The organism is Novosphingobium indicum (genome assembly GCF_014645195.1).
Lineage (GTDB): Bacteria > Pseudomonadota > Alphaproteobacteria > Sphingomonadales > Sphingomonadaceae > Novosphingobium > Novosphingobium indicum.
Window position 1 is genome coordinate 29,809 of the sequence record NZ_BMLK01000017.1, and the last position, 22,894, is coordinate 52,702.

Below are 22,894 nucleotides of genomic sequence, written 5' to 3' on the forward strand. Positions count from 1 at the left end.
TTTGAACCGGATCGAGATCGAAGAAAGGCAACCCTATGTACGCAGACGATACCCCGGCAGACCCGACCGCCAAGCCCAAGGGCGTGCCCGTCTACAAGCGCATCCTCGACCTGTTCGAGGCTGAAGGCATCAAGACGCTTTTCGGCATTCCCGATCCCAACTTCGTGCACCTCTTCCTTGAGGCAGAGCGTCGCGGTTGGACCGTCGTTTCGCCGCACCACGAAGCGGCCGCCGGCTTCATGGCCGAAGCCGCCACGCGCATCACCGGCAAGCCCGCGCTCGCCATCGGTACGCTTGGCCCGGGCATGGCGAACATGATGCCCGCCATTCAGTGCTGCAAGGTCGAGAACTCGCCGGTGATCTTCATGGGCGGCCAGCGCGCCCGCATCACCGAGCGCCGCGTGCGCCGTGGCCGCATCCAGTTCGTGCGCCAGGAACCGATGATCGAGGATTCGGTCAAGTATTCGGCTTCGATCGAATATGCCGACCAGACCGACGAGATCATCCGCGAGGCGATCCGCGTTTCCATGTCCGGCACGCCCGGCCCGTCCTACATCGAATATCCGCACCACACTGTGCTGGAAGAGCTGGACGTTCCCGAGGCCCTGCCGCCGCACCGCTATCGCCTGACCATGCAGGGTGCGGACGGTGATCGCGTGGCCGAGGCCGCCGAGATGATCGCCAAGGCAAAGAACCCGATCATCCTTGCCGGTCACGCCGTCTACACCAGCAAGTCCGGCGCGGCCGTCAAGGAGCTCGCACTCAAAATCGGCGCTCCGGTCATCCAGACCTCGGGCGGCACCGCGTTCATCGAGGGCATCGAAGACCGCACCTTCCCCTACGGCTTCTCGGAAGTGTCCATCGATGCCGTGGTCGAAAGCGACCTGTGCATCGCGCTCGGCACCGAGCTGGGCGAGCCGAGCCACTACGGCCGCTGGCGCCACTGGGTGGACAACGAAGCCAACCGCAAGTGGATCTACGTCCAGCAGGACCCGACCGCCATCGGCGTAAACCGTGAGATCGACTGCCCGCTGGTCGGCGATCTGCGCGCCGTCGTGCCGCAGCTCGTCCGTGCGCTTGAGGGCAAGACCCTTCCGGGCCACCCGCGCCTTGAGGAATTCATGAAAGGCGACGCCCAGCAGATCAAGGATCTCGATGAGGAATCGCAGACCCGCGACGACGGCACCGGCAACGTGGCGATGAACACTGCCCGCTTCATCGTGGAAGCCACCAAGGCTTTCCCGAAGGACGGGATCATGATCCGCGATGGCGGCGCCACGGTGATCTACACCTGGACCTACAACATGGCGAAGCCGCACGATGTGATCTGGAACCAGAACTACGGCCACATCGGCACCGGCCTGCCCTACGCGACCGGCGCCATGCTCGCCGACCAGGCCGCCACCGGCAAGGTGCGTCCCGGCATGCTTGTGACTTCGGACTCCTCGTTCCTGTTCCACATCGGTGAGCTGGAAGTCGCGGTTCGCAAGAACCTGCCGCTGGTCTGCGTCGTCGGCGTCGACTTCCAGTGGGGCCTCGAGGTCGGCATCTACCGCTCGACCTTCGGCACCGGCACCAACGAGGCCGGCGTGCACTGGTCCGACAAGGTCCGCTTCGACAAGATCGCGGAAGGCTTCGGCGCGCACGGTGAATACATCACCGACGCTGCCGACATCGGCCCGGCCATCAAGAAGGCCTACGAACGCGGCGGTCCGACCGTGATCCACGTGAAGATCGACCCGGTCGCCAATGCCGAGGACAAGCCCCAGTACAGCGAATTCCGCACCTGGTACGCCGAAGGCACGCAGTAATGGCTGACGCCGGAAGCGATAGGTTCCGGTACAGCGGGAACCCGGCGCATCGCCGGGCGCTATCCCGATAGAATGACGATGCCCGCACTGCCGTAAACGCAGTGCGGGCATTGGCTTTGAAACCCCTGCAGAAATATTGGGAGCAGGTCATGCGCAACTACACCCAGTTCTACATCGACGGCCAGTGGGTCGATCCCATCACGCCGCGGACCGCCGAAGTCATCAACCCAGCCACCGAGGAAGTCTCGGGCCAAATCTCGCTCGGCTCTCCGGCGGACGTGGACAAGGCCGTCGCGGCAGCCCGCAAGGCTTTCGCCAGCTACTCGCAAACCTCGGTCAAGGAACGGCTCGAACTTCTCCAGACCATCCAGACCGAGTACGCCAGGCGCGAGCAGGAGCTGGGCGAGGCGATCATGGAAGAGATGGGCGCGCCGCGTCCGCTCGCCTGCGGTTTCCACACCATGCTCGGCAGCGGGCACCTCAACACCGCGATCGAAGTGCTCAAGGAGTTCAAGTTCGAGGAAGAGCGCGGCGTCACCCTGATCCGCAAGGAACCGATCGGCGTGTGCGGCCTGATCACGCCGTGGAACTGGCCGATGAACCAGACCTGCGTGAAGATCTTCCCGGCGCTCGCCACGGGCTGCACAATGATCCTCAAGCCGCCGCAACTTGCGCCCTATTCGGCCCAGATCCTCGCGGAGATCCTGCACGATTCGGGCGTGCCGGCGGGCGTGTTCAACATGGTGCAGGGCAAGGGCAGCGAGATCGGCACCGCCATGTCCACGCACGAGGACATCGACATGATCTCCTTCACCGGCTCGGAGCCGGTGGGCGTGCAGATCCAGAAGGACGCCGCCGACACCGTCAAGCGCGTCGGGCTGGAGCTGGGCGGCAAGAGCCCGTGGATCGTCCTCGACGATGCCGCGCTGGCCGATCACGTGGCGGCTGCCACTGCCGGCATGATGGGCAACTCGGGCCAGACCTGCTCGGCCGGTTCGCGCCTGCTGGTGCCCAATTCGCGCATGGACGAAGTGAAGAAGATCGCCACCGAAGCCGCAAACGGCGTCACCGTGGGCGATCCGAACGGCAACTTCGCGATGGGCCCGGTCGTCTCGAAGAGCCAGTACAACATCATCCAGCAGTACATCGAGAAGGGCCTTGAGGAAGGCGCCGAGCTGATCGCGGGCGGCGCGGGCCGTCCCGATGGCCTCGACAAGGGCTGGTACGTGAAACCGACGGTCTTCGTCGGCACCAACGACATGGTCATCTCGCGCGAGGAGATCTTCGGCCCGGTCCTCGTGATCATCGGCTACGACGATCTCGACCACGCCGTGGAGATCGCCAACGATTCGATGTTCGGCCTGGGCGGCTATGTCTCGGGTCAGGACCTGGACGCCTGCCGCGAAATCTCGCGCAAGATGCGGACCGGCGCGATCTGGGTGAACGGCGGGTTCGATTTCCATGCGCCGTTCGGCGGCTACAAGCGCTCGGGCAATGGCCGCGAGTGGGGCGACTACGGCTTCGAGGAATACCTCGAGACCAAGGCGATCATCGGCTGGAACCCCGCCTGACGGTTCGACCGATTGCATGAAGCGGCCCGGATGTCCCACGACATCCGGGCCGTTTTCGTTTGGGGAGCCAACCGGAAGTTAACCGATGGCCGCTACACGCCAGGGCGAAACGAAAGGATCGCGCCATGGACGGCACCGTATTCGACAGTTCGGCCAAGACGGCTTTCGCAGGGGCCTATCCGGGGCATACCTGCAAGCTGACCCATCTCCTTGCCGACGATCCCCTGCTGACACTCGATGCCCTCGCAGACCTTGCGGGAGCGCTCCCGGCGGACAGCATCGAATACAATCCCGGCTCACTGCCCATCGGCATCGCCCCGGAAGACGTCCCCTCAAGCGAACTCGGCGTCGTCGAGACGATCCGCAACATTGGCGAATCCGGATCGTGGGTGGTCCTAAAGCGCATCGAGCAGATCGAGGCCTACGGCGCGCTGCTCGAACGCATTCTCGGGGAACTGACCGACGTGGTGGTCCCGCGCACCGGCGAAATGCTGCAACACGAGGGCTTTATCTTCGTATCCTCGCCGGGGGCCGTCACGCCGTTCCATTTCGACCCCGAGCACAACATCCTCCTTCAGCTCAACGGCTCAAAGACGATGACGCTCTTTTCGGTTGAGGACGAAGCGATCAGCCCTCCGGGCGTGCACGAAGCCTTTCACATGGGCGAGCACCACCGCAACCTGACGTACCGCGACGACTTTGCCGAGCGCGGCACCGCGATTGCCATCGGGCCGGGTGAAGCGATCCATGTTCCGGTCAAGTCACCGCACTGGGTGCAGGTGGGCGCGGAGCCCTCGATCTCGCTGTCGATTACCTGGCGCTCTGAGTGGAGCTATGCCGAGGCCGATGCCCGCGCCTTCAACCGGGCGATGCGCAAGCTTGGCCTCAAGCCTTCCAGCCCGCGCCCTTTCCCTTCGAGCAACAAGGGCAAGGCGCTGGCGTGGCGGGCCATCAGCCGGGCCAATGCAATGCTGAAACCGGACTCCGCTGCGACCTGAGATCAGACCGGCATCGGCGCGGCAAGGGCAAGCTCATCGAAGTACCGCGCCATGGCATCGACCGCCTTTTCGGTCAGCTCGATGAAAGCGCGGCGGCGATCGGTATCGTCGCAGACGCGGACGAACAGCCCGGCTTCGACCATCTGACCAATCCAGCGCAGGGCTGTCGTTGGCGGCACGCCCGAAGCGATGCACAGTGACGTCACCGACACGCGCTTGCGTTCGACCCGGGCCGCGATGAGATCGAGCAGCATGTCCCAGGCAGGATCGGCAAAGAGGTCGGCATCCAGAAACCGGGCGCGCTGCTGACGCTGACGGATGATCCGGCGCACCAGCCGCGGATCAGGAAGCGGCGGGCGCGATGCTCCGCTATCCGCAACTGCGTCCTCACCGGTATTCCGGGGCTTCGCATCCTCAATAAAGCGAAAGGCGCTGGCTTGCGGCCCTGTGTCGGCCGCGTCGCCGGGAACCAGTCTTTCGATCTTGCCGGCAATCTGCCCCACCTGTTCGGACAGGCGCAGCAGCATCAGGCGATCGTCCTGCGACAATTCCCGTAGGCGTCCCGACGGGAAACTCGCCAGCACCTGCCCGAGAGCGATGACCCGCTCGGCGCGGTCGGGATCGACAAGCAGCACCGGAGCCGACTGGTCCATGCAGCAGAACACCACGTCGAGCGCCTCGATGGTGGTCGAGACGATCAACCGCGCGTGACAGCGCGCGGCGCGCATGTCGAGCCGCGCGAGAGCCGCCAGCGCTTCGGCATCGACCTGCGGGCAGTCGACGAGCACGACATCCCCCAGCGGGCGGGCACTGCCTTCGAGCGGGTCGGTCAGCACGCCGCTGGCGGAAACCATCAGTCCTGCCGCCTCCGCATCGTCGCGCATGGTGGCGCGCAAGTGCGGGCGGTCGGCAAAGATCGACAAGGCAATGGACGGTCCGACTGTCGCCCCTTTTTCAGGAACGCCGGCGCCATAGGTAAAATCGGATTGAAGGAAGTCCGTGTCGTGCATCTGTTCCGACTCCGTGTTTCTTCTTAGGAACAGGAGTAGAACAAAAAAGGATCAAGTCAAGAATTGGATTCCTGCCGAACGGTTAAATCCTTGCAAGCATCACCCTCACCAGCCGCCGAGTTCACGGCGGACAAGTGTCTCGAGCATCACCATCCCGGGTTCGCGATCATTGAGGCAGGCCAGCACGGCGTAGCGCTCTCCACCGGCTTCGGCGAAGACTTCGCGCCCGCGGATCGCCAGTTCCTCCAGCGTCTCGACGCAATCGGCGGAAAAGCCCGGCGCGGCGATGGCCAGCCGCCGCGTACCCGAGGCAGCCTCCGCCGCCAGGACCGTCTCGGTTGCGGGTTCCAGCCACTTCGCGCGGCCAAAACGCGACTGGAAGCTGGTTTCGACCCGCACGCCCGGCAGCCGGTGCTGCAGGCGTTCGAGCAACAGGCGCGAGGTCTTGCGGCAATGGCAATGATAGGGATCGCCCAGATGCAGCGTGCGCTCGGGCATGCCGTGATAGGACAGCAGCAGCACTTCGGGCACGAAATCGAGCGCCGCGACCTGCGCCACGAGGTCTTCTTCCAGAGCGTCGATGTAGGCCGCATCGTCGTAGTACGGCGGCAGCGTACGCACCGCGGGCTGCCAGCGCATTTCGCCGAGTGCTGCACTCAGGCTGTCCATCACCGAGGCCGTCGTCGCGCCCGAATATTGCGGGTAGAGCGGCGCCACCAGAATACGCTCGCAGCCCCCGTCCTTCATCGCCTGCAGCTTCGAGGGGATCGAGGGATTGCCGTAGCGCATGGCCCAGTCGACTTTCACCCCGTCGCCCAGCCGCGCCTGCAGGGCTTCGGCCTGCCCGGCGGTGATGGCGGCCAGCGGCGAGCCCTTGTCGGTCCAGACCTGCGCATAGGCATGGGCGGACTTCGCCGGGCGCGTGCGCAGGATGATGCCGTGCAGGATCGGCTTCCACGCAATCGGCGGAATCTCGACCACGCGCCGGTCGGACAGGAACTCCGCCAGATAGCGGCGCACGGCATCGGGCGTCGGCGCATCCGGCGTGCCGAGATTGACGAGCAGCACGCCGACGCCGCCGGTCGCGATGGTAGGATGGTCGGAGGGCAGCATCACAATTCCTCGTCGAATAGCGGCAGACGGCGAAAGCGCAGCCCCGTTGCCGAATAAAGTGCATTGGCCACGGCCGGGGCCACGACGGCTACGCCGAGTTCGCCAGGGTCCGCGGGATCCTCGGTGCTCTCGATGAACTCCACCTCGATAGTGGGGCAATCGGCCAGCACCGGCAGGTTCATGTCCTTGAGGCGTTCGCGGTCCGGACGCCCGTTGCTATAGCGCATCGAACAGCCGAGCACATGGCCGAGGCCGAACACGAGCCCACCTTCAACCTGCTGGCGGGCGATGTCGAGATTGACGATGCGGCCGACGTCGACAACTGCGCTGAGCCGGTCGACCCGCACCCCGGTCTCGTCGCGCCGCGCGCTGGCGACACAGGCGATGCGGCCGCCGCGGATGACGTGGCAGGCGATGCCCTGCCCGCTGTTGTCGCCGCCCCCGCCCCATTTCGCGAGCGCGGCCGCGCGCTGGAGACATTCGGCAAGGCGCGTGTCGTTGCCCAGCATGGCCATGCGGTAAGACAGCGGCTCGCGCCCGGCCCGGTGCGCCATTTCATCGACGAAGCTCTCGTTGAAGAAGGCGGTATAGCCATGGGCATTGCCCCGCAGGCGCGCGGTGGGCAGCGGGATGGTCGCAGGAACGTGATCGACGGCGACATTGGCAATGGCGTAGGGCGGAACAGCGCCCTCCAACGCCAGCGCATCGTCATCGCCGACAACGGCTTCGATGGCGTCCTGTGGACTGTCGCCACCGAACAGCCGCCGTCCGAATTCGCGCGCCGTCGCTGGCACGGCAACGCGTGCACGCCACCCGGCAATGCCACCTTCGGTATCCGGCCGGGCCGCCATGACCGCCACCACGGGCGTGCGCGGGAGCCCTGCCCGCATCTCCTCTCGCCGCGACCATGTCAGCTGGACGGGGTGCCCGGCTTCTTTCGCCATAAGCGCCGCCTCGACCGCATGACCGAATTCAAGACGGCGATCGAAGCTGCCGCCCAGCCCCATCGGGTAAAGCACGACATTGCCCGGATCGAGCCCCAGCGCCCGCGCGGCCGCCTCGCGCGTCGCCTCGGGCACTTGCGTTCCGATCCACAACTCTAGCCGCCCCTGATCGTAGCGCGCCGTGACGCTGGAGGTCTCGATCGTCGCATGAACCGCCGGCGCCACTTCGTAGCGCAGTTGCAGCGGCAAGCCGCCCTTAACGATGTCCATATCGCCCGAAGCATGGATGCGATGCGCCTTGCCTGCACGCATGGCCTCATCGATCACCTTGTCGATCTCAGAGGTTTCCAGCCCCTCCGCGACCCTGAACTTGGGCTTCATCCGCGTGAGCGCGGTCTCGGCCGTCCACCAGTCCTGCGCGATGGCGCCGACCCAGCCTTCGCCCTTCACCGTGCGCACATAGCCCTTGAGCCGCTTGACCGCGTCCTCATCGATCCCGTCCAGCGAGGCGCTGGCGCCAATGGGGGCGTGTCGGATCGCGGCGTGGAGCATGCCGGGCAAGCGCACATCGCCTGCGAACGTCCACGAGCCATCCACTTTCGAGGGCAGGTCGAGCCGCGGATAGTGCAGCGGCGCACCGGCCGGGAACTCTCCCGGCGCCTCCGCCATGGCTTCGAGGCGCAACGGCGGCGTCGAGGGCGGGGAATAGGTCACGGCCTGTTCGGCGAGGGCGCCGAACGGCAGCCGCCTGTCTCCATGGACGACAAAGCCATCGCGGGTATCACACTCTTCCCAGGCCACGCCCCAGCGCTGCCCGGCGGCCTGCATCAGCATGGCCCGGGCAGAAGCAGCCGCCGCGCGCGTGGGAGCTTCGTAGGCGGCCAGCGACATGCCATCGGCGGTGGCGTTGAAGCGGGTGTCCTGCGCCCAGCGCCGCGTGATCAGATCATCCGGCTCATCGGCGAGAGACGGTGCCAGCGGCATCCACAGCGGCGCCCACTGAGCGGCCAGCACGGCATTGGCATAGAGCCCGCTGACCGGCGCGGGCTGCACGGCCACCTGCCGCCAGTCGGCACCCAGTTCATGTGCCACGACCTGCGGGATCAGGGTCGTCACGCCCTGGCCCATCTCCACTTGCGGCACGGCTACCGAAACGACGCCATCCTTGCCGATCTTGATCCAGGCATCGAAGGCGTATTCGCCTCGCCCCGGTTCCAGCGGCAGCGGAAAATTGCGCGGACGCAGGTAATAGCCGACTGCAAGGCCACCGCCGGCCAACGCCCCGATCAGGATGCCGCGGCGGGTGAGACCCATCAGCGGCTGTCCACCCAGTCCGCAACACTGCGGGCCAGATTTGCAAAGGCCTCGGCCTGCGGACCGTCTCCGGCGGCGGTCGGCGTTCCCGCATCGCTTTCGCGGCGGATGGCGATGTCGAGCGGAATGCGACCGAGGAACGCGGTGCCCATTTCACGGGCAGCCGCTTCCGCGCCGCCCGTCCCGAAGGGATCGCTCACTTCACCGCAGTGAGGGCAGATGTAACCCGCCATGTTCTCGACCACGCCGATAATCGGCACCCCGCTTTTGGAAAACAGTTCGACCGCGCGCGTCGCATCCATCAGGGCGAGGTCTTGCGGCGTGGAGACAATGACGGCCCCTGCCGGCTTGAACTTCTGCAGCATGGTCAGTTGGATGTCGCCCGTGCCAGGCGGCAGGTCGACCACAATGATCTCCGCGTCGTCCCAGTGCCCTTGGAGCAACTGCGTTACAGCGCCGGACGCCATCGGCCCGCGCCAGGCGATGGCCTGTCCGGGATTGGAGAGGTGCGCCATCGACAGCACCGGCACGCCCCACTGGCTGGCAACGGGCACCAGCCGGCTGTCGTGGGCAACAGGCTTCTGCCCCTCGGTGCCGAGCAGCCGCGCTTGTGAGGGGCCGTAGATATCGGCATCGACCACGCCGACCTTGCGCCCGCTGCGCGCCAGCGCGACAGCCAGATTGGTGGCGACGGTGGATTTGCCGACACCGCCTTTGCCCGACCCCACGGCAATGATCTTCTGCACAGGGCCGGACTTTACCGGTGCGGCTTCGTCGGCCTTGTCGGCCATCATCGCAACGCGCACCTCGGAGACCTCGGCGTCGCCTTCCAGTGCCTGCTTGACCGCGGCCTCCATGGCATCGCGGTCGGAGGTGGCCAGTCCGGTGGCATCGAGCACCAGCGTTGCGCGGCCTTCAGCAAGCCGCAGCGACTGCAGCCTTTCCGCAGCATTCTGGGGAAGCAGTGTCCTCAATCGGTCGCCAGCGTCAGTCGTCATGCGTTCTCCAGGTTCACGCTGCTTTCGCCACAGGGTCTTCAATGCGCGCCACATGGCCGCTCAGGTGGCGTACTCACGGAAAAAGGGCAAGAGAGCCCCTGTATTTTGCGGCACGGGTTCCTATAGATAGCGGCATGAAAGCTTTCGGTGACGCAATCACACGCGCGGGACTGGCCATGGCCGGTCGCAACAGCCCCTGGGGTGGAGGGAAAGGCAACGGAGACTCCGGCGACGGTGGGGACGACAATTCCTCCGGCGATTCCCCCGACAGTCCCGACGACGCCCCCGGCGACAACAAGGGCCCCCGCAATCCGTGGTTGCCCAGCGGCGAGACCCCGCCGCGCCGATCCGCGAGCATCGAGGACATTTTCCGCGGCCGCGAACAGCGCAAGTCCGGCGGCGGAGGCGGCCCGCGTGGCCCCGGCGGCGGTTTTCCGAACATACCGCGGCGGCCCGACGGCAAGTCGTGGCTGCCCTTGGGCATCGGCCTCGCTGTAGCGGTCCTTCTGGGCCTGTCGATGTTCCACATGATCGGCCCCAAGGAACAGGCTATCGTCACGCGCTTCGGCCAGTATTCGCGTTCGATCGATTCCGGTATCAGCCTGACGGCGCCCTGGCCGATCGAGAACGTGGACGTGGAGGACGTACGCTCCTTCCGCGTCGACATGATTCCCGACAACGACAATGAAAAACTGATGCTGACGAGCGACAAAAACCTCGTCGACCTCAGCTATCTGGTTCGCTGGAACATCAAGAACCTGACCAACTTCAAGTTCCGCCTCGCCGATCCCGACGAGACCGTACGCGAAGTGGCCGAGGCCGCCATGCGCGCCTCGATCGCGCAGATTTCGCTCAACGATGCGATTTCCGGCGCCGGTCGTGCGCAGGTCGAACAGGACGTGCGCGATCGCATGCAGCGCATTCTCGACTACTATAAGTCGGGCGTGGCCGTGCAGGGCGTGGAAATCAAGAAAGCCGATCCGCCCGCCAAGACAAAGGCTGCCTTCGAGCAGGTTACCGTCTCCCAGCAGGAAGCCGAGCGCGATCGCTCCGAAGCTCGCGCCTGGGCACAGCAGAAGTTGGCAGAAGCTCAGGGTAACGCGTCGCAGTTCGACAAGGTCTACGAGGAATACCGGCTCGCACCCGAAGTAACGAAACGACGCATGTATTACGAAACGATGGAGGGCGTCCTGCGCGATACGAACACTGTTGTATCCGAAGGCAACAACGTGACGCCCTATCTGCCGCTGTCTGAAATCCGTCGCCGCGCCAGCAGCGACTCGCCCGGCACCACGACGACCGTTACCGGTCAGGAGGGCCAGTGATGGGAGACCAGCTGCAAAAGTACAAAGCGGTCCTGATCGCCGCGGTCGTCATTATGATCGCCGCCCTGTTCAGCCTCTTCGTCGTGCCCGAAGACCAACAGGCCGTTGTCATACGCGGCGGTAAACCGGTGTGGGTCTACAACCAGTTCGATCCCAAGGCGCCCTATGGGCAAACCGGGGCCGGCATCCACTGGCGCATTCCCGGTTACGAACGCGTCGAACGCATCGACAAGCGCCTGCTGTCCGTCGACATGCAATCGCAGCAGGTCCTCTCGACCGATCAGCAGCGCCTGAATGTCGATGCCTATGCGCGCTATCGCATCATTGATCCGGTCAGGATGGTTCGCTCCGCAGGCACCACCGAAAGGGTGACCCAGCAACTCGAACCGATCCTGTCCTCGGTCGTGCGTCAGGAACTGGGTACGCGCACCTTTTCTTCGCTGCTCACCGCCGATCGCGGCAAGGCCATGGCCAATATCCGCGACCTGCTCGACCGGGAAGCACGCGAATACGGTGCGCAGGTCGTCGATGTCCGGATCAAGCGCGCCGACCTTCCCGAAGGGGCGCTGGAAAGTGCGTTCACCCGGATGCGCGCAAGCCGGGAGGAAGAAGCCAAGACGATCAAGGCCCGCGGCCAGCGTGACGCGCAGATCATCCGTGCCGAGGCCGAAGCCCAGGCGGCGCGGATCTATGCCGATGCCTTCGGCAAAGACCCGTCTTTCTACGACTTCTACCGGGCCATGCAGAGCTATCGCGTGTCGTTCTCCAAGGACGGCGCCGACAAGACCATTTTGCTGTCGCCCGACAATGCCTACCTGAAGCATTTCAAGGAGCCGTAATCGGCCGGAAAGGCCGAAAAAAGGGGCAGAATTCCGGCACCATTCAATCCCGGTTAAGCCGCGAGGGCGTCAATCGGGCCGGGGTCGGATGGACGGCGCAACGACGCCGCCACAATGGAGGAATCAAAGGACGTGAAGCCCGTGCGATATGCTTATGGATTGACGACGGCGCTCCTGCTCGGGGGCGCGACCCTTTCACTCGCGACCGGTTATCCCGCCGGTGCGCAGGTCGCCCAGAACGAAGCGAGCCAGATGTCGAAGGTGGTTCCCCGAACGGGGGCGCCCGGCAGCTTCGCCGACCTGACCGAGCAGCTTGCTCCGGCCGTCGTGAACATCTCCACCCGCCAGCGCATTCAGGTGCGCAGCAACAACCCCTTCGCCGGTACGCCTTTCGAGGGCCTGTTCGGCAATCCGCGCGGCGGCGGCCCACAGACGCGCGAAGCGCAGTCGCTGGGCTCGGGTTTCATCATTTCCGCCGACGGATACGTGGTGACCAACAATCACGTCATCACTGCAGAGGGCAAGGGTGAGGTCGAATCGATCACGATCACCATGGCGAACGGCGATGAGTACCCGGCCAAGCTGGTCGGCAAGGATGCCGCCTCCGACCTCGCGGTGCTCAAGATCAACGCGGGCAAGGACATGCCCTTCGTGAAGTTCGGCGATTCGCGCGACGCGCGCGTCGGCGACTGGATCATTGCCATCGGCAATCCCTTCGGCCTTGGCGGAACGGTGACCTCCGGCATTATCTCTGCCGTCTACCGCAACACCGGTGCCGGTGGTGCCTACGACCGCTACCTGCAGACCGACGCCGCCATCAACCGCGGCAACTCGGGCGGCCCGATGTTCGACATGAACGGCCAGGTGATCGGCATCAACAACGCGATCTTCTCACCGACCGGCGGCAGCGTGGGTATCGGCTTTGCCATACCCGCGGAGACCGCCGCCCCGATCGTGCAGAAGCTGATCAAGGGCGAAGCCATCGAGCGCGGCTATCTGGGCGTGCGCATCCAGCCGCTGAACGACGATCTCGCCGACTCGCTGGGCCTGGAACGGAACAAGGGTGAATTCATCCAGGCCGTCGAACCCGACGGTGCCGCCGCCAAGGCCGGCATCAAGGCCGGGGACGTCATCGTGAAGGTCGATGGCAAGGAAGTGAGCAAGGATCAGACTCTCTCCTACCTCATCGCCAATATCGAGCCGGGCAGCCGCGTGCCGGTCGAACTGATCCGCAACGGCCGCAAGACCACCGTCACTGCCACTGTCGACAAGCGTCCGACCGAAGACCAACTTGCGCAATCGTTCTCGCAGGACGACAGCGACGACGACAATCCGTTCAACAATCCGCCGGCACAGCAGGAGCAGGGTTACATCGAGAAGGCCCTGGGCCTCTCGGTCACCGAATTGACGCCGCAGATCGCGCGTCAGCTCGGCGCCTCGGACAACACCAAGGGCGTTGTCGTCGTGGCCGTCGATCCGAGCTCGGATGCGGGCCAGAAGGGCTTCTCGCGCGGCTTCATCATCCTGAACGCCAATGGACGCGATGTCAGCTCGGAAGCCGATCTCGAGGCTGCCATCAAGGCTGCCAAGGCAGACGACCGTGCGGCGGTACTGCTGCGCGTCCAGCCACGCGGCCAGTCTCCGATCTTCGTGCCGGTCCGCCTGCGCTGATCGCACGCGGATACCCGGGACAACGAAAAGGCCCGCCGGTTCATCCCGGCGGGCCTTTTTCTTTGCCCTGACCTGCCCCTGCGGCAGCGCCGGTCAGAAGTTTCCGACCGGCGGCTGGCGTGTCGGCGTGGCTGTCGGACGCGGTGCAGGCAGGATCGACTGCGGCGTGCCGACGCCCTGGCCCGGGCGTAATCCGGGATCCTGCGGACGGACGGCTGCAGGGCGGTTTTCGCCGGTCGCGCGGTTTAGGAAATCATCGCTGGCTGCTGGCGGCGGGCCATAATCCGGCACCTGCGGCGCGCCCGGTCCCGGCCCCGGCCCCACGGAGCCATCGTCATAGCGCGGCTGATCATCCGGTCGTGTGCCACCCGGCTCCACCAGATTGCCGTTCTCGTCGATATAGTAATAGTCGTCGGGGTTGCCCTGCAGATACTCGTCGTCCGGCTCGAGCTGCCATTCGGGCAGCTGCAGCTTGGTGTCGAACTCCTCGACCGGGCGCTTGGCGACGGCAACCTTCATGTAGTCGGCAAAGGCCCGCGCTGGCGCATGGCCGCCCGAAAGCCCGCCGACCCGCTTCGCATCGTCGCGGCCCATCCACACACCGGTGGTAATGCCGCTGGAGAAGCCGAGAAACCAGCCGTCCTTGTTGGAGCTGGTCGTGCCGGTCTTGCCCGCCACCGGACGCCCGATCTGGGCGGCACGGCCGGTACCGGTCGCCACCGTGGTCTGCAGAAGGTCGGTAATGCCGGCCGCCACGTAGTGCGGGACCAGAACCTGTCCCTGAACCGACTTGTGCTGATAGAGCACTTCGCCGTCGCTGGCCGTCACCTTGGTGATACCATAGGGCTCCACAGAAGTGCCGCCCGCGGATACTGCCGCGAAGGCTCGCGTCATGTCGATCACCCGCACTTCGGAAGTGCCCAGCACCATGGCGGGGCGGGTGTTGATCGGCGTGGTGATGCCGAAACGACGCGCCATGCTGGCGACCGTGCCGAAACCGACTTCATTGCCAAGCTGCGCAGCGACGGTATTCTTCGAATAGGCGAAGGCGGTACGCACGTCGATCTCGCCGGCATAGTTGCGGCCGGAATTCTGCGGGCTCCAGCCGTCGATCGTCACCGGCTCGTCGACCACGCGGTCGCTCGGCGTATAGCCCGCCTCAAGCGCGGCCATGTAGACGAAGAGCTTCCAGGCCGAGCCAGGCTGGCGCATCGCGTTCGTGGCGCGGTTATAGTTCGACGTCACGTAGTCGGTGCCTCCCACCATCGCCAAGACCGCACCGTCGCGATCGAGACTGACGAGCGCGCCTTGGGTGCCCGCCGGCACGTTGTTGTCGATTGCCGCCGTTGCCGCCTTCTGCATGGCGAGGTCGAGCGTGGTCCAGACCTCGATGGGTTCGTTGGTCTCGGGCAGCAGCATGTCGAGCTGGGGCAGCGCCCAGTCGGTGAAATAGCGGACCGAGTTCTGGCCCTTCTCCTTGGCGATCTTCACATCGGAAAGATCGATGTCCTGCGCTTCTGACTGCGAGATGACGCCGTTCTTGGCCATCAGGCCGAGCACCACCTGACCGCGATTGATCGAGGCCTGCACGTCGGCCGTGGGCGAATAGTTCGAAGGCGCCTTGACCAGACCCGCGATAATCGCTGCCTCGGCCGTCGAAAGCTCGGTTGCGGGATGGCCGAAGAACTTCCGGCTCGCCGCATCGATGCCGTAGGCGCCGCCGCCGAAGTAGACCTTGTTGAGATAGAGTTCGAGGATCTGGTCCTTGGAGAACTTGCGCTCCAGCGCCAGAGCCAGAACCGCCTCACGCGCCTTGCGGCCGAAGGTCTTCGAATTGTTCAGGAAGATATTGCGGGCAAGCTGCTGGGTGATCGTCGAGGCGCCCTCACGGAAAGCGCCCTTCTCCCAGCGCACCTTTACTGCGCGCAGCAGGCCGATCGGATCTATACCGAAGTGGTCGCGAAAACGCCGGTCCTCCACCGAGACCATGGCTTCCGTCATGATCTTGGGAATTTCGTTGTAGGTCAGCCATTTCCCATAGCTGGGTCCAAGCGACACCAGTTCCGTGCCGTCCCGCGCGCGCACGACGATCATCTGCCCGTTCTGGCTGCTCTTGAGCGCGCTGTACTCGGGCAGTTCGCGTTCGGTGAAGAAGACCGCCGTCCCGAGGAAGATCGCACCCAGCAGAGCTAGCGCGAAGCCCCAGATAATCCCGGCACGCAGCGCCCGGCGCCAGAACGGCTTCTTCGCAGGTTGTCGGGAAGGACCGCTCGACTTGCGGCGCGGGCCGGAATTCTTGGCCATGTGTTAGGTGCAAACCCCTCTTGCGGACAGACTGGTCCGATCGCTTCCTACATCTTGCATGGCGAATTGTAACGCGCGCTTAACAATGCGTCTGTGGAGCGCGCCGCCTATTCCTCGGGCTTGAATTCCAGCGAGGCGCTGTTGATGCAATAGCGCAGGCCCGTGGGTCCGGGGCCGTCGGGGAATACGTGTCCCAGATGCCCTTCGCACTTCGCGCAGGTCACTTCGGTGCGGATCATGCCGTGAGACATGTCGCGGTGCTCGTCGACGGCTTCGCCTTCAACCGGTGCGGTGTAGCTCGGCCAGCCCGAGCCGGAATTGTACTTCGTGTCCGAAGAGAACAGCGGCGCGCCGCACCCGGCGCAGTAGTACATGCCTTCCGCCTTGTTCTTCTCGTACTTGCCGGTGAACGCGCGCTCCGTGCCGCCTTCGCGCAGGACGTGATACTGCTCGGGGCTGAGCTTTTCGCGCCACTCGGCATCGGTGAGGTTGAGTTTTTCGGTCATCGCATGCTTCTCCTTGGCCAAAGATATGGCTGCTTGTCGCAGTCTTTTCCAGTCCGGCTGGCTGTCCCTTTCGGGATGAAAGGCCCCGCCCACCGCTATCTTCCGGGAACCGCGCGACCGCAGGGTCCGTTGCATAGAGTGTAACGAACACAGGAAGGAGACCTTCCCATGGACATAACCCTCGCCGCTTCCCTGCTAGCGCTGCTGGCTGTCGCCTCGATGGGCGCCGGCATCTGGCTGCTGCTTCACCTCACCGCACTGACAGCCGCCTTCCGCGGCCACGCCGACCTCGTGGCCTCGCCCCGCCAGCCGCGGGCCTCGCGCACGCAGGTTCTTGCTGCCTTGGCCATATTCAATATCGGCTGGATCGGCAGCCTCGTGATCTGGTCGATCGCCATCGGCGCCTGACTCCAGTCGCGAAACCGCCAACCCGCGCAAGCGGGCTGCCTAGAGCCCGGAAAACAGTTCCAGCATTTCCTTCCATGCCTTGTCGGCGGCATTGGGATCGTAAGCGGGCGAATCCGGCACGCACCAGCCGTGGTCGGCCGGATAGACCTCGACCACTGCAGCTCGGTCGGCGGCTTCGGCGGCCTTGCGCAGTTCGGTTTTCTGCTCGGGCTGTCGCTCGTCGTCGTTGCGCGCGATGGCAAAGAGGAAGCTCGCCTGGGTCTTGCCGAGAATGCGATGCGGGCTGTCAGGCGCATCGCTCACCAGCCCTGCACCGTGGAACGATGCCGCAGCTTTTACTCGCGTGGGAACGGCTACAGCGGCCCGCACCGTGAAGGGGCCGCCCATGCAATAGCCGTTGCTGCCGATACCGCGCTGCTTGTCGACCTGATCCTGCTGGTCGAGGAATGCAGCGAAAGCCTTTGAATCGCGGGTAATCGCTTCCGGATCGAGCAGTTCGCGCATCGGCATGATCTTCTCGCGGCCCTCGGGCGTCCGGAACTCCGAAAAGCTTTCCATCACCGGGGCCGGGCTCGACCGGTAGTACTGATTGACCACGAGAACGGCATACCCCTCTGCCGCAAGGCTGCGCGCCATGACCTTGAAGGCATCGCGCAGGCCCGCGATGTCCGGCCACATGATCACGCCCGGATGAGCGCCCTTGGCAGGATGGACGAAGAAGGCATCACATACGCCATCGGCCGTGGTGATCGTGACCATGTTCTCTGTCACGTCACTGCCGCCATCGGCCTTTACCCCGCCGGAACAGCTGGCGAGCGCCATTCCGGCAGCCCCGAGCGCCGTGAATTCGCGTCGGTTGATGCCGCGCCGCGCGAGATTCTGATCTTCAGCCTGAGCGGTAAATTCGTCGCACATACAGGGACCTCCGGTCTTGTCCTGAGCTGGGAGAAGGCTAGCGTTCCATGAACCCGCTGGCGAGGGCGGAGTTGCACGCGGCAGTGAGGGCACAGCAGAAATAACCGATCCGGACGACATCGCCTGCTGGCAGCGTATCGACGCGGGCCTTACCACCTCGGGCCGTCTCACCCGGGAAGACCCCACCAGACTGGCCGATCTCGGGGTGAAGCACGTCATCAATCTCGCCCTCGCGGATTCGCCGGGGGCATTGCCAGACGAAGCAGCCGCGATGGCAGCGGCACAGCTCGACTACGTCCACATCCCGGTGCCATTCGATACGCCCGGCGAATCGCATTTCGACGCTTTCGCAAAGGCCATGGCCAAGGCCGCCGGCGAGCCCGTTCACGTCCATTGCATCATGAACTGGCGTGTCTCTGCCTTCGTCTATCGGTGGAACCGGCTGTGCGGCATGGATCAGGAAAAGGCGCGAGCGCTGATGCACGTGCAATGGGATCCCGCCTCCAGCGAGCACAAGGATGCCGCAGCCTGGGCAGCGTTCGTAAACCGCGCCTGAGCGATCCTCCGGGTGTCTCGCCCGATGGACACCAGCCGGGGCTTGCGCCACGCTGGGTGTCAGAGGGAGAGGATAAATGGATTTCACCGCAGAGCACGTCGTCATCACCGGAGCCTCCAGCGGGATCGGCCTTGCCACTGCGCGGAGGATCGCCGCACTCGGCGGCACAGTGACCATGATCGCCCGCCGCGCCGACGTTCTGGAACGCGAGGCCGAAGCCATCGGCCCGGCAGCACAGTGGATCGCAGCCGACGTCGGCGACCAGCCCCGGATCACGGCGGCCATGGACGAGGCGATCGAGCGTTCCGGCCCCATAGACGGGCTGTTCCTCAACGCCGGGATCGAAGGCATGTTCGCCCCGACGCCCGATTATACCGACGAAGCCTTCGAAGCGGTGATGCGCGTTAACGTGTCCTCGCTGTTCTGGACCTTGCGCCACGTGCTCCCGGCCATGACTGAACGGCGCAAGGGCGCCATTGTCGTCACCGGCAGCCTTGCGGCGGAAACGGGCATGGTCGGAAATGTCGGCTATCTTGCCAGCAAGCATGCCGCGCTCGGCATCGCGCGCGCCATCGCCATGGAAGCCGCGCCGCACGGCGTACGCTGCAACGTCATCAATCCCGGCTTCATCGATACGCCGATCCTCGGCGAGGTGCCCGACAGCTTCAAGGCACAGATGGCCGGTCGTGTTCCGCAAAAGCGCATCGGCACGCCAGAGGAAGCCGCCAACGTCGCGGCCTTTCTGCTGTCCGGCGATGCCAGCCATGTAACGGCGCAAAGCCTTGCCGTGGATGGCGGGCTGCTCGGGACACTCATGATCGAAAGCTGACGAACAGCCCCGATCCGACGCACGTCATTAGGCAGCGACGATCCGGTTGCGCCCCTGCTCCTTGGCGGCATAGAGCGCGACGTCCGCAGCCTTGAGTGCCTCGCGGGGGGATTTGTAAGCAAAGACATCTGCGACACCCCCGGAAAAAGTGATCTGCCCGATCGGCTCGTCGGTACGGCGGTTGATGAAGTTGCGTTGGGAAAAGGCCTCGCGCACCTCGTCGAGCTGCTGACAGGCTTCCTTCTTACCCGAGCCGCGGAACAGCATGACGAATTCCTCGCCGCCATGGCGGGCGACGTGGCAATTGTCGCCGCTGATCTTGGCCAGCGAAGAAGCGATAGCCTGGATCACGCGGTCGCCGGTATCGTGCCCGTGCGTATCGTTGATGCTCTTGAAGTTATCGATGTCGCAAAATGCCACGCTGAGCGCGTCAAGCGATGCCTGCGCCTCGCGATAGTGCTGATCGATAAGCGATTCGAACGCGCGGCGGTTGGGCAGTCCGGTCAGGTGATCGTGATCGGCATCGCGGCGGGCCTTGGCGAGATTCGACCGCAATGTCGCGGCCTCTCGCTCACTTCGGTGCATTTCCTGTTCGAGATGCTTGGTACGTTCAAGCATCGCCCTCGCCAGTTCGGCGAGATTGAGGATTTCCGCCTGTTCCTCGGCCTCGCTGGCCTTGTCGACGTGAACCTGCATTTCGCTGTTGTATTGCGCGGCGGTCGCGCGCGCGTTGCGACTGGTCGTCGCGAAAGTTTCGAGCGAGCGTTCGAGCTTGTCGGCCATGCGCTCGACCGCATCCTCGCCATGTCGGCACTGTTCGTCGAGCCAGGCCTGGGTGACCGGCTGCCCTGCCGCACGACGTTCCGTCACCCGCCGCGCCAGTTCCGCGTCATGCCCGGAACAGATCCCGAAAGCGGCCGACAGGTTCTCCTCGGAGATTTCGAGATCGTTGCCGAGCAGGAAATGGCCGATGTCGTCCATCAACTGCTGGCGCGCGAGATCACGGGCATTCAGACCCGTCGCCGTATCGCTGCTGTCATTCTGCTGCGGCTTTGCGCCAGAAAACAAGCTCTTGAACACCAACTACCTGCCCCCGAAATGTCGCCCCGGCGCCCTCTGCGCAATCGATTGCAATTTGCTTACGTCATCACCGTTGCCGTGTACATTTGCCCAATATCGATAGGACATCCAATCCATCGCGGCCAAGACCTTCCATGACCATCGGCAAATCTGAAAGTCAAACACGCAAAAGCGTCTAGTGCAATCTCAGCCCTCGGCAAAATTGAGTTCCAGGTTCACAGCATTGGGATCGGCAACGAAAATCTGCCGAAGGCCGAGGTGCTGCAAATCGTTCACTCGATAGTCCACGCCCATCTCCTCCAGCTTGGCCTTCGTTTCCTCGAACCCGGAACACCGAAAAGCCACATGGTGGACAGCATTGGTGGATTCGCCCGGATCGTAGCCTTCGTAGCGATCCATCTGCGGATCCTTCCAGACGAGGTGGACGATCGCATTGCCATGTGAATCGCGCATCCACGCGCCCTTGAACCCCTTGCTGATCGCCGGGTTCTCCGTGCGGGTAAGTCCCATCAGGCGCTCGTAGAATTGTGCTGTCCTGTCGAGATTGTCGGTCAGAACGTTGACGTGATCGATTCCGCTGACATGCATGCTTCTCTCCCTCGTGTGCAGCCAGCTTCGTCTATCCCCGGACGGCGCGCAAGCGCTGCGAGCAGCTCCTCAACTCTTGAACACCACCGTCCGGCTGCCATTGAGAAGAACGCGGTCCTCGAGGTGGAGCCGCACCGCTTCGGCCAGCACGCGCCGCTCGATATCGCGCCCCTTGCGAACCATGTCCTCGGGCGTATCGGCATGGGTCACCGCCTCGACGTCCTGATGGATGATCGGCCCCTCGTCGAGATCGGCCGTCACGTAGTGCGCCGTCGCCCCGATCATCTTCACGCCGCGCGCATGGGCCTGATGATAGGGCTTGGCACCCTTGAAGCCGGGCAGGAACGAGTGGTGGATGTTGATGCACCGACCCGACAGGAACGATGCCATGTCATCGGACAGGATCTGCATGTAGCGCGCCAGCACGACCAGCTCGGCGCGGGTGTCCTCCACCAGCTTGCGGACCTGCGCTTCCTGCTGGGCCTTGGTTTCCTTCGTCACCGGCAGGTGATGGAACGGGATGTCGCCGATCATCGGCGTGCCGATGGCCTCGCGCGGATGGTTGCTGACAATGCCCACCACATCCATGGCGATCTCGCCTATGCGATGGCGGTAGAGCAGATCGGCAAGGCAATGGTCGAACTTGCTGACCATCAACAGCACCCGCCGGGGCCGGTCCCGCCGCAGCATCGACCAGGCCATCTGGTATTCGTGCGCGATCGGACCGAAGCCTTCGCGGATTTCCTCGCGGTCCGCCACACCCGGATCGAACGCGACGCGCATGAAGAACTTGTCTTCCGCGAGATCGTTGAACTGCTGCGCCTCGATGATATTGCCGCCCATCTGGGCGAGGTACCCCGTCACGCGCGCAACGATGCCCGGACGATCGGCGCACGACAGGGCCAGGATCAGCGGTTCCGGCAAGGCCCGTCTCCTCAGTCGCGGCCGCGATTGGCCAGTGCGGCGTCGCTTTCCACCATCAGCGATGCGATGATGTCGGCGACCGGTTCTTCCTTGGAGACCATGCCGACCGACTGGCCCGCCATCACCGAGCCGCTCTCGACGTCGCCGTCGATCACCGCGCGGCGCAGCGCGCCCGCCCAAAAATGCTCGATCTGCAACTGCGCCTCGGCCATGTCGACTTCACCGGCGTCGAGCTTACGGGCAACCTCGATCTGCTTGGCGGTGAAGACTTCCGTGCCCTTGTTCTTGAGGGCGCGGACGGGAATGACGGGCAGACGCGGATCGACCTGCACGGAGGTGATCGCATCGCGCGCGGACGCACGAAAGAACATCTTCTTGAAATCGGGATGGGCGATGGACTCGCTCGCGCACGCGAACCGCGTTCCCAGTTGCACACCGGCGGCGCCCATCTCGAGATAGCCTGCAATGAGCTCGCCGCGCCCGATACCGCCAGCAACGAAGATAAGGTTGTCCGCAGCAAGGCTCGGCAGAATTTCCTGCGCCAGAACGGATGTCGAGACGGGACCGATGTGACCGCCAGCCTCCATGCCCTCGATCACGAGCGCATCCGCGCCGGAGCGAAGCAGCTTCTTGCCCAGTGCCAGGGTTGGCGCGAAGCAGATGACCTTGGCGCCGCTCGTCTTGATCGCCTCGACGCTTCCCTTTGGAGGGATACCGCCTGCCAGAACGACATGGCCGACACCGTGCTTCGCGCAGACGTCGATCAGGTCGAACAGCTGCGGATGCATGGTGATGAGATTGACACCGAAGGGCTTGGACGTGAGCGCCTTCGTGCCGACGATCTCCGCATCGAGCAGGTCGGGCGTCATCGCGCCGCAGGCAATGACGCCGAAGCCGCCGGCATTGCTGATCGCCGAGACGAGATTGCGCTCCGACACCCACGACATCGCGCCGCACAGGATCGCATATTCGCTGCCGAGAAACTCGCAGCCCCGCGCCATCAGCGCCGAGGTCTTGGGGTAAGCGGCCATCGAAGCTCCCATAGCCGGTTGAACGAAACGATGCGCCATAGGACGGCAGACCGTGCCAGACAAGCGGTGAGCACAGTATGGATTGAAATACAGGATCTTGCAGGATTTTCACGTGCCAACTACGAGCAATGCAGGCACAGGCGCGTGCCCCATAAATTA

The 22,894-nt window shown here is 64.4% G+C and carries 20 protein-coding genes; 9 read left to right on the plus strand and 11 right to left on the minus strand.

Annotation, left to right across the window (positions count from 1 at the left end):
• The first annotated feature begins 35 nt into the window (after positions 1 to 35).
• The 3 genes from IEX64_RS16795 (at position 36) to IEX64_RS16805 (ending at position 4,380) form a co-directional block, all read left to right on the plus strand.
• Positions 36 to 1,811 (plus strand): thiamine pyrophosphate-binding protein, encoded by a 1,776-nt coding sequence (locus tag IEX64_RS16795; protein ID WP_188821349.1) that lies wholly within the window; start codon positions 36 to 38, stop codon positions 1,809 to 1,811.
• 149 nt (positions 1,812 to 1,960) lie between these two features.
• Entirely contained in the window at positions 1,961 to 3,382 is a 1,422-nt protein-coding gene (locus tag IEX64_RS16800; protein WP_188821351.1) for an aldehyde dehydrogenase family protein, read from the plus strand.
• A gap of 125 nt (positions 3,383 to 3,507) precedes the next feature.
• Positions 3,508 to 4,380, plus strand: a complete 873-nt coding sequence (locus IEX64_RS16805; RefSeq protein ID WP_188821352.1) for a transcriptional regulator — start codon at positions 3,508 to 3,510, stop codon at positions 4,378 to 4,380.
• 2 nt (positions 4,381 to 4,382) lie between these two features.
• Here IEX64_RS16805 and IEX64_RS16810 read toward each other — a convergent pair whose 3' ends face one another.
• From IEX64_RS16810 to IEX64_RS16825, 4 genes are all read right to left on the minus strand, one after another.
• Positions 4,383 to 5,390 (minus strand): helix-turn-helix domain-containing protein, encoded by a 1,008-nt coding sequence (locus IEX64_RS16810; protein ID WP_188821354.1) that lies wholly within the window; start codon positions 5,388 to 5,390, stop codon positions 4,383 to 4,385.
• Between the two features lie 105 nt (positions 5,391 to 5,495).
• The gene (gene hemH, locus IEX64_RS16815; RefSeq protein WP_188821356.1) at positions 5,496 to 6,503 is read right to left on the minus strand and encodes a ferrochelatase; all 1,008 of its coding nucleotides are present in this window, start codon (positions 6,501 to 6,503) and stop codon (positions 5,496 to 5,498) included.
• Positions 6,503 to 8,761, minus strand: a complete 2,259-nt coding sequence (locus tag IEX64_RS16820; protein WP_188821358.1) for a molybdopterin cofactor-binding domain-containing protein — start codon at positions 8,759 to 8,761, stop codon at positions 6,503 to 6,505. Before IEX64_RS16820 ends, hemH begins: the two co-directional genes overlap by 1 nt.
• Positions 8,761 to 9,759: an Mrp/NBP35 family ATP-binding protein gene (locus tag IEX64_RS16825; RefSeq protein ID WP_188821360.1), complete on the minus strand. Its 999-nt coding sequence runs from the start codon at positions 9,757 to 9,759 to the stop codon at positions 8,761 to 8,763. The genes IEX64_RS16820 and IEX64_RS16825 overlap by 1 nt, the downstream gene beginning before the upstream one ends.
• Positions 9,760 to 9,935: 176 nt before the next feature.
• Here IEX64_RS16825 and hflK point away from each other — a divergent pair, with 176 nt between their 5' ends.
• From hflK to IEX64_RS16840, 3 genes are all read left to right on the plus strand, one after another.
• Complete coding sequence (gene hflK / locus IEX64_RS16830; RefSeq protein WP_188821470.1) at positions 9,936 to 11,084, plus strand: protease modulator HflK; 1,149 nt, start codon at positions 9,936 to 9,938, stop codon at positions 11,082 to 11,084.
• The gene (hflC, locus tag IEX64_RS16835; RefSeq protein WP_188821362.1) at positions 11,084 to 11,923 is read left to right on the plus strand and encodes a protease modulator HflC; all 840 of its coding nucleotides are present in this window, start codon (positions 11,084 to 11,086) and stop codon (positions 11,921 to 11,923) included. The genes hflK and hflC overlap by 1 nt, the downstream gene beginning before the upstream one ends.
• 114 nt (positions 11,924 to 12,037) lie before the next feature.
• Complete coding sequence (locus tag IEX64_RS16840; protein WP_188821364.1) at positions 12,038 to 13,594, plus strand: Do family serine endopeptidase; 1,557 nt, start codon at positions 12,038 to 12,040, stop codon at positions 13,592 to 13,594.
• 93 nt (positions 13,595 to 13,687) lie between these two features.
• Here the strand turns inward: IEX64_RS16840 and IEX64_RS16845 are convergent, their stop codons facing one another.
• Together IEX64_RS16845 and msrB are read right to left on the minus strand one after the other, a co-directional pair.
• Positions 13,688 to 15,898 carry a transglycosylase domain-containing protein gene (locus IEX64_RS16845; protein ID WP_188821366.1) on the minus strand — a complete coding sequence of 737 codons (2,211 nt, stop codon included), beginning with the start codon at positions 15,896 to 15,898 and terminating at the stop codon, positions 13,688 to 13,690.
• Positions 15,899 to 16,005: 107 nt separating this feature from the next.
• Positions 16,006 to 16,404, minus strand: a complete 399-nt coding sequence (msrB, locus tag IEX64_RS16850; RefSeq protein WP_188821369.1) for a peptide-methionine (R)-S-oxide reductase MsrB — start codon at positions 16,402 to 16,404, stop codon at positions 16,006 to 16,008.
• 168 nt (positions 16,405 to 16,572) lie between these two features.
• Here msrB and IEX64_RS16855 point away from each other — a divergent pair, with 168 nt between their 5' ends.
• A complete protein-coding gene (locus IEX64_RS16855; protein WP_188821371.1) occupies positions 16,573 to 16,812 on the plus strand; it encodes a hypothetical protein in 240 nt (79 codons plus the stop codon).
• Positions 16,813 to 16,851: 39 nt separating this feature from the next.
• On the opposite strand, the gene IEX64_RS16860 is transcribed toward IEX64_RS16855, so the two are convergent.
• On the minus strand, positions 16,852 to 17,727 hold the full coding sequence (locus IEX64_RS16860) for a dienelactone hydrolase family protein (RefSeq protein WP_188821373.1): 876 nt from the start codon (positions 17,725 to 17,727) through the stop codon (positions 16,852 to 16,854).
• Between the two features lie 136 nt (positions 17,728 to 17,863).
• On the opposite strand from IEX64_RS16860, the gene IEX64_RS16865 reads away from it, so the two are divergent.
• Both IEX64_RS16865 and IEX64_RS16870 read left to right on the plus strand, forming a co-directional pair.
• Positions 17,864 to 18,283, plus strand: a complete 420-nt coding sequence (locus IEX64_RS16865) for a fused DSP-PTPase phosphatase/NAD kinase-like protein (protein WP_268238462.1) — start codon at positions 17,864 to 17,866, stop codon at positions 18,281 to 18,283.
• A gap of 76 nt (positions 18,284 to 18,359) precedes the next feature.
• Positions 18,360 to 19,112 carry an SDR family NAD(P)-dependent oxidoreductase gene (locus IEX64_RS16870; RefSeq protein ID WP_188821375.1) on the plus strand — a complete coding sequence of 251 codons (753 nt, stop codon included), beginning with the start codon at positions 18,360 to 18,362 and terminating at the stop codon, positions 19,110 to 19,112.
• Positions 19,113 to 19,139: 27 nt separating this feature from the next.
• On the opposite strand, the gene IEX64_RS16875 is transcribed toward IEX64_RS16870, so the two are convergent.
• From IEX64_RS16875 to IEX64_RS16890, 4 genes are all read right to left on the minus strand, one after another.
• On the minus strand, positions 19,140 to 20,180 hold the full coding sequence (locus tag IEX64_RS16875; RefSeq protein WP_229710499.1) for a GGDEF domain-containing protein: 1,041 nt from the start codon (positions 20,178 to 20,180) through the stop codon (positions 19,140 to 19,142).
• 198 nt (positions 20,181 to 20,378) lie between these two features.
• Positions 20,379 to 20,780: a VOC family protein gene (locus IEX64_RS16880; protein ID WP_188821377.1), complete on the minus strand. Its 402-nt coding sequence runs from the start codon at positions 20,778 to 20,780 to the stop codon at positions 20,379 to 20,381.
• Positions 20,781 to 20,849: 69 nt separating this feature from the next.
• Complete coding sequence (gene purU / locus IEX64_RS16885) at positions 20,850 to 21,704, minus strand: formyltetrahydrofolate deformylase (protein ID WP_188821379.1); 855 nt, start codon at positions 21,702 to 21,704, stop codon at positions 20,850 to 20,852.
• Between the two features lie 11 nt (positions 21,705 to 21,715).
• Positions 21,716 to 22,735 (minus strand): NAD(P)H-dependent flavin oxidoreductase, encoded by a 1,020-nt coding sequence (locus IEX64_RS16890; protein ID WP_188821381.1) that lies wholly within the window; start codon positions 22,733 to 22,735, stop codon positions 21,716 to 21,718.
• Positions 22,736 to 22,894: the final 159 nt, after the last annotated feature.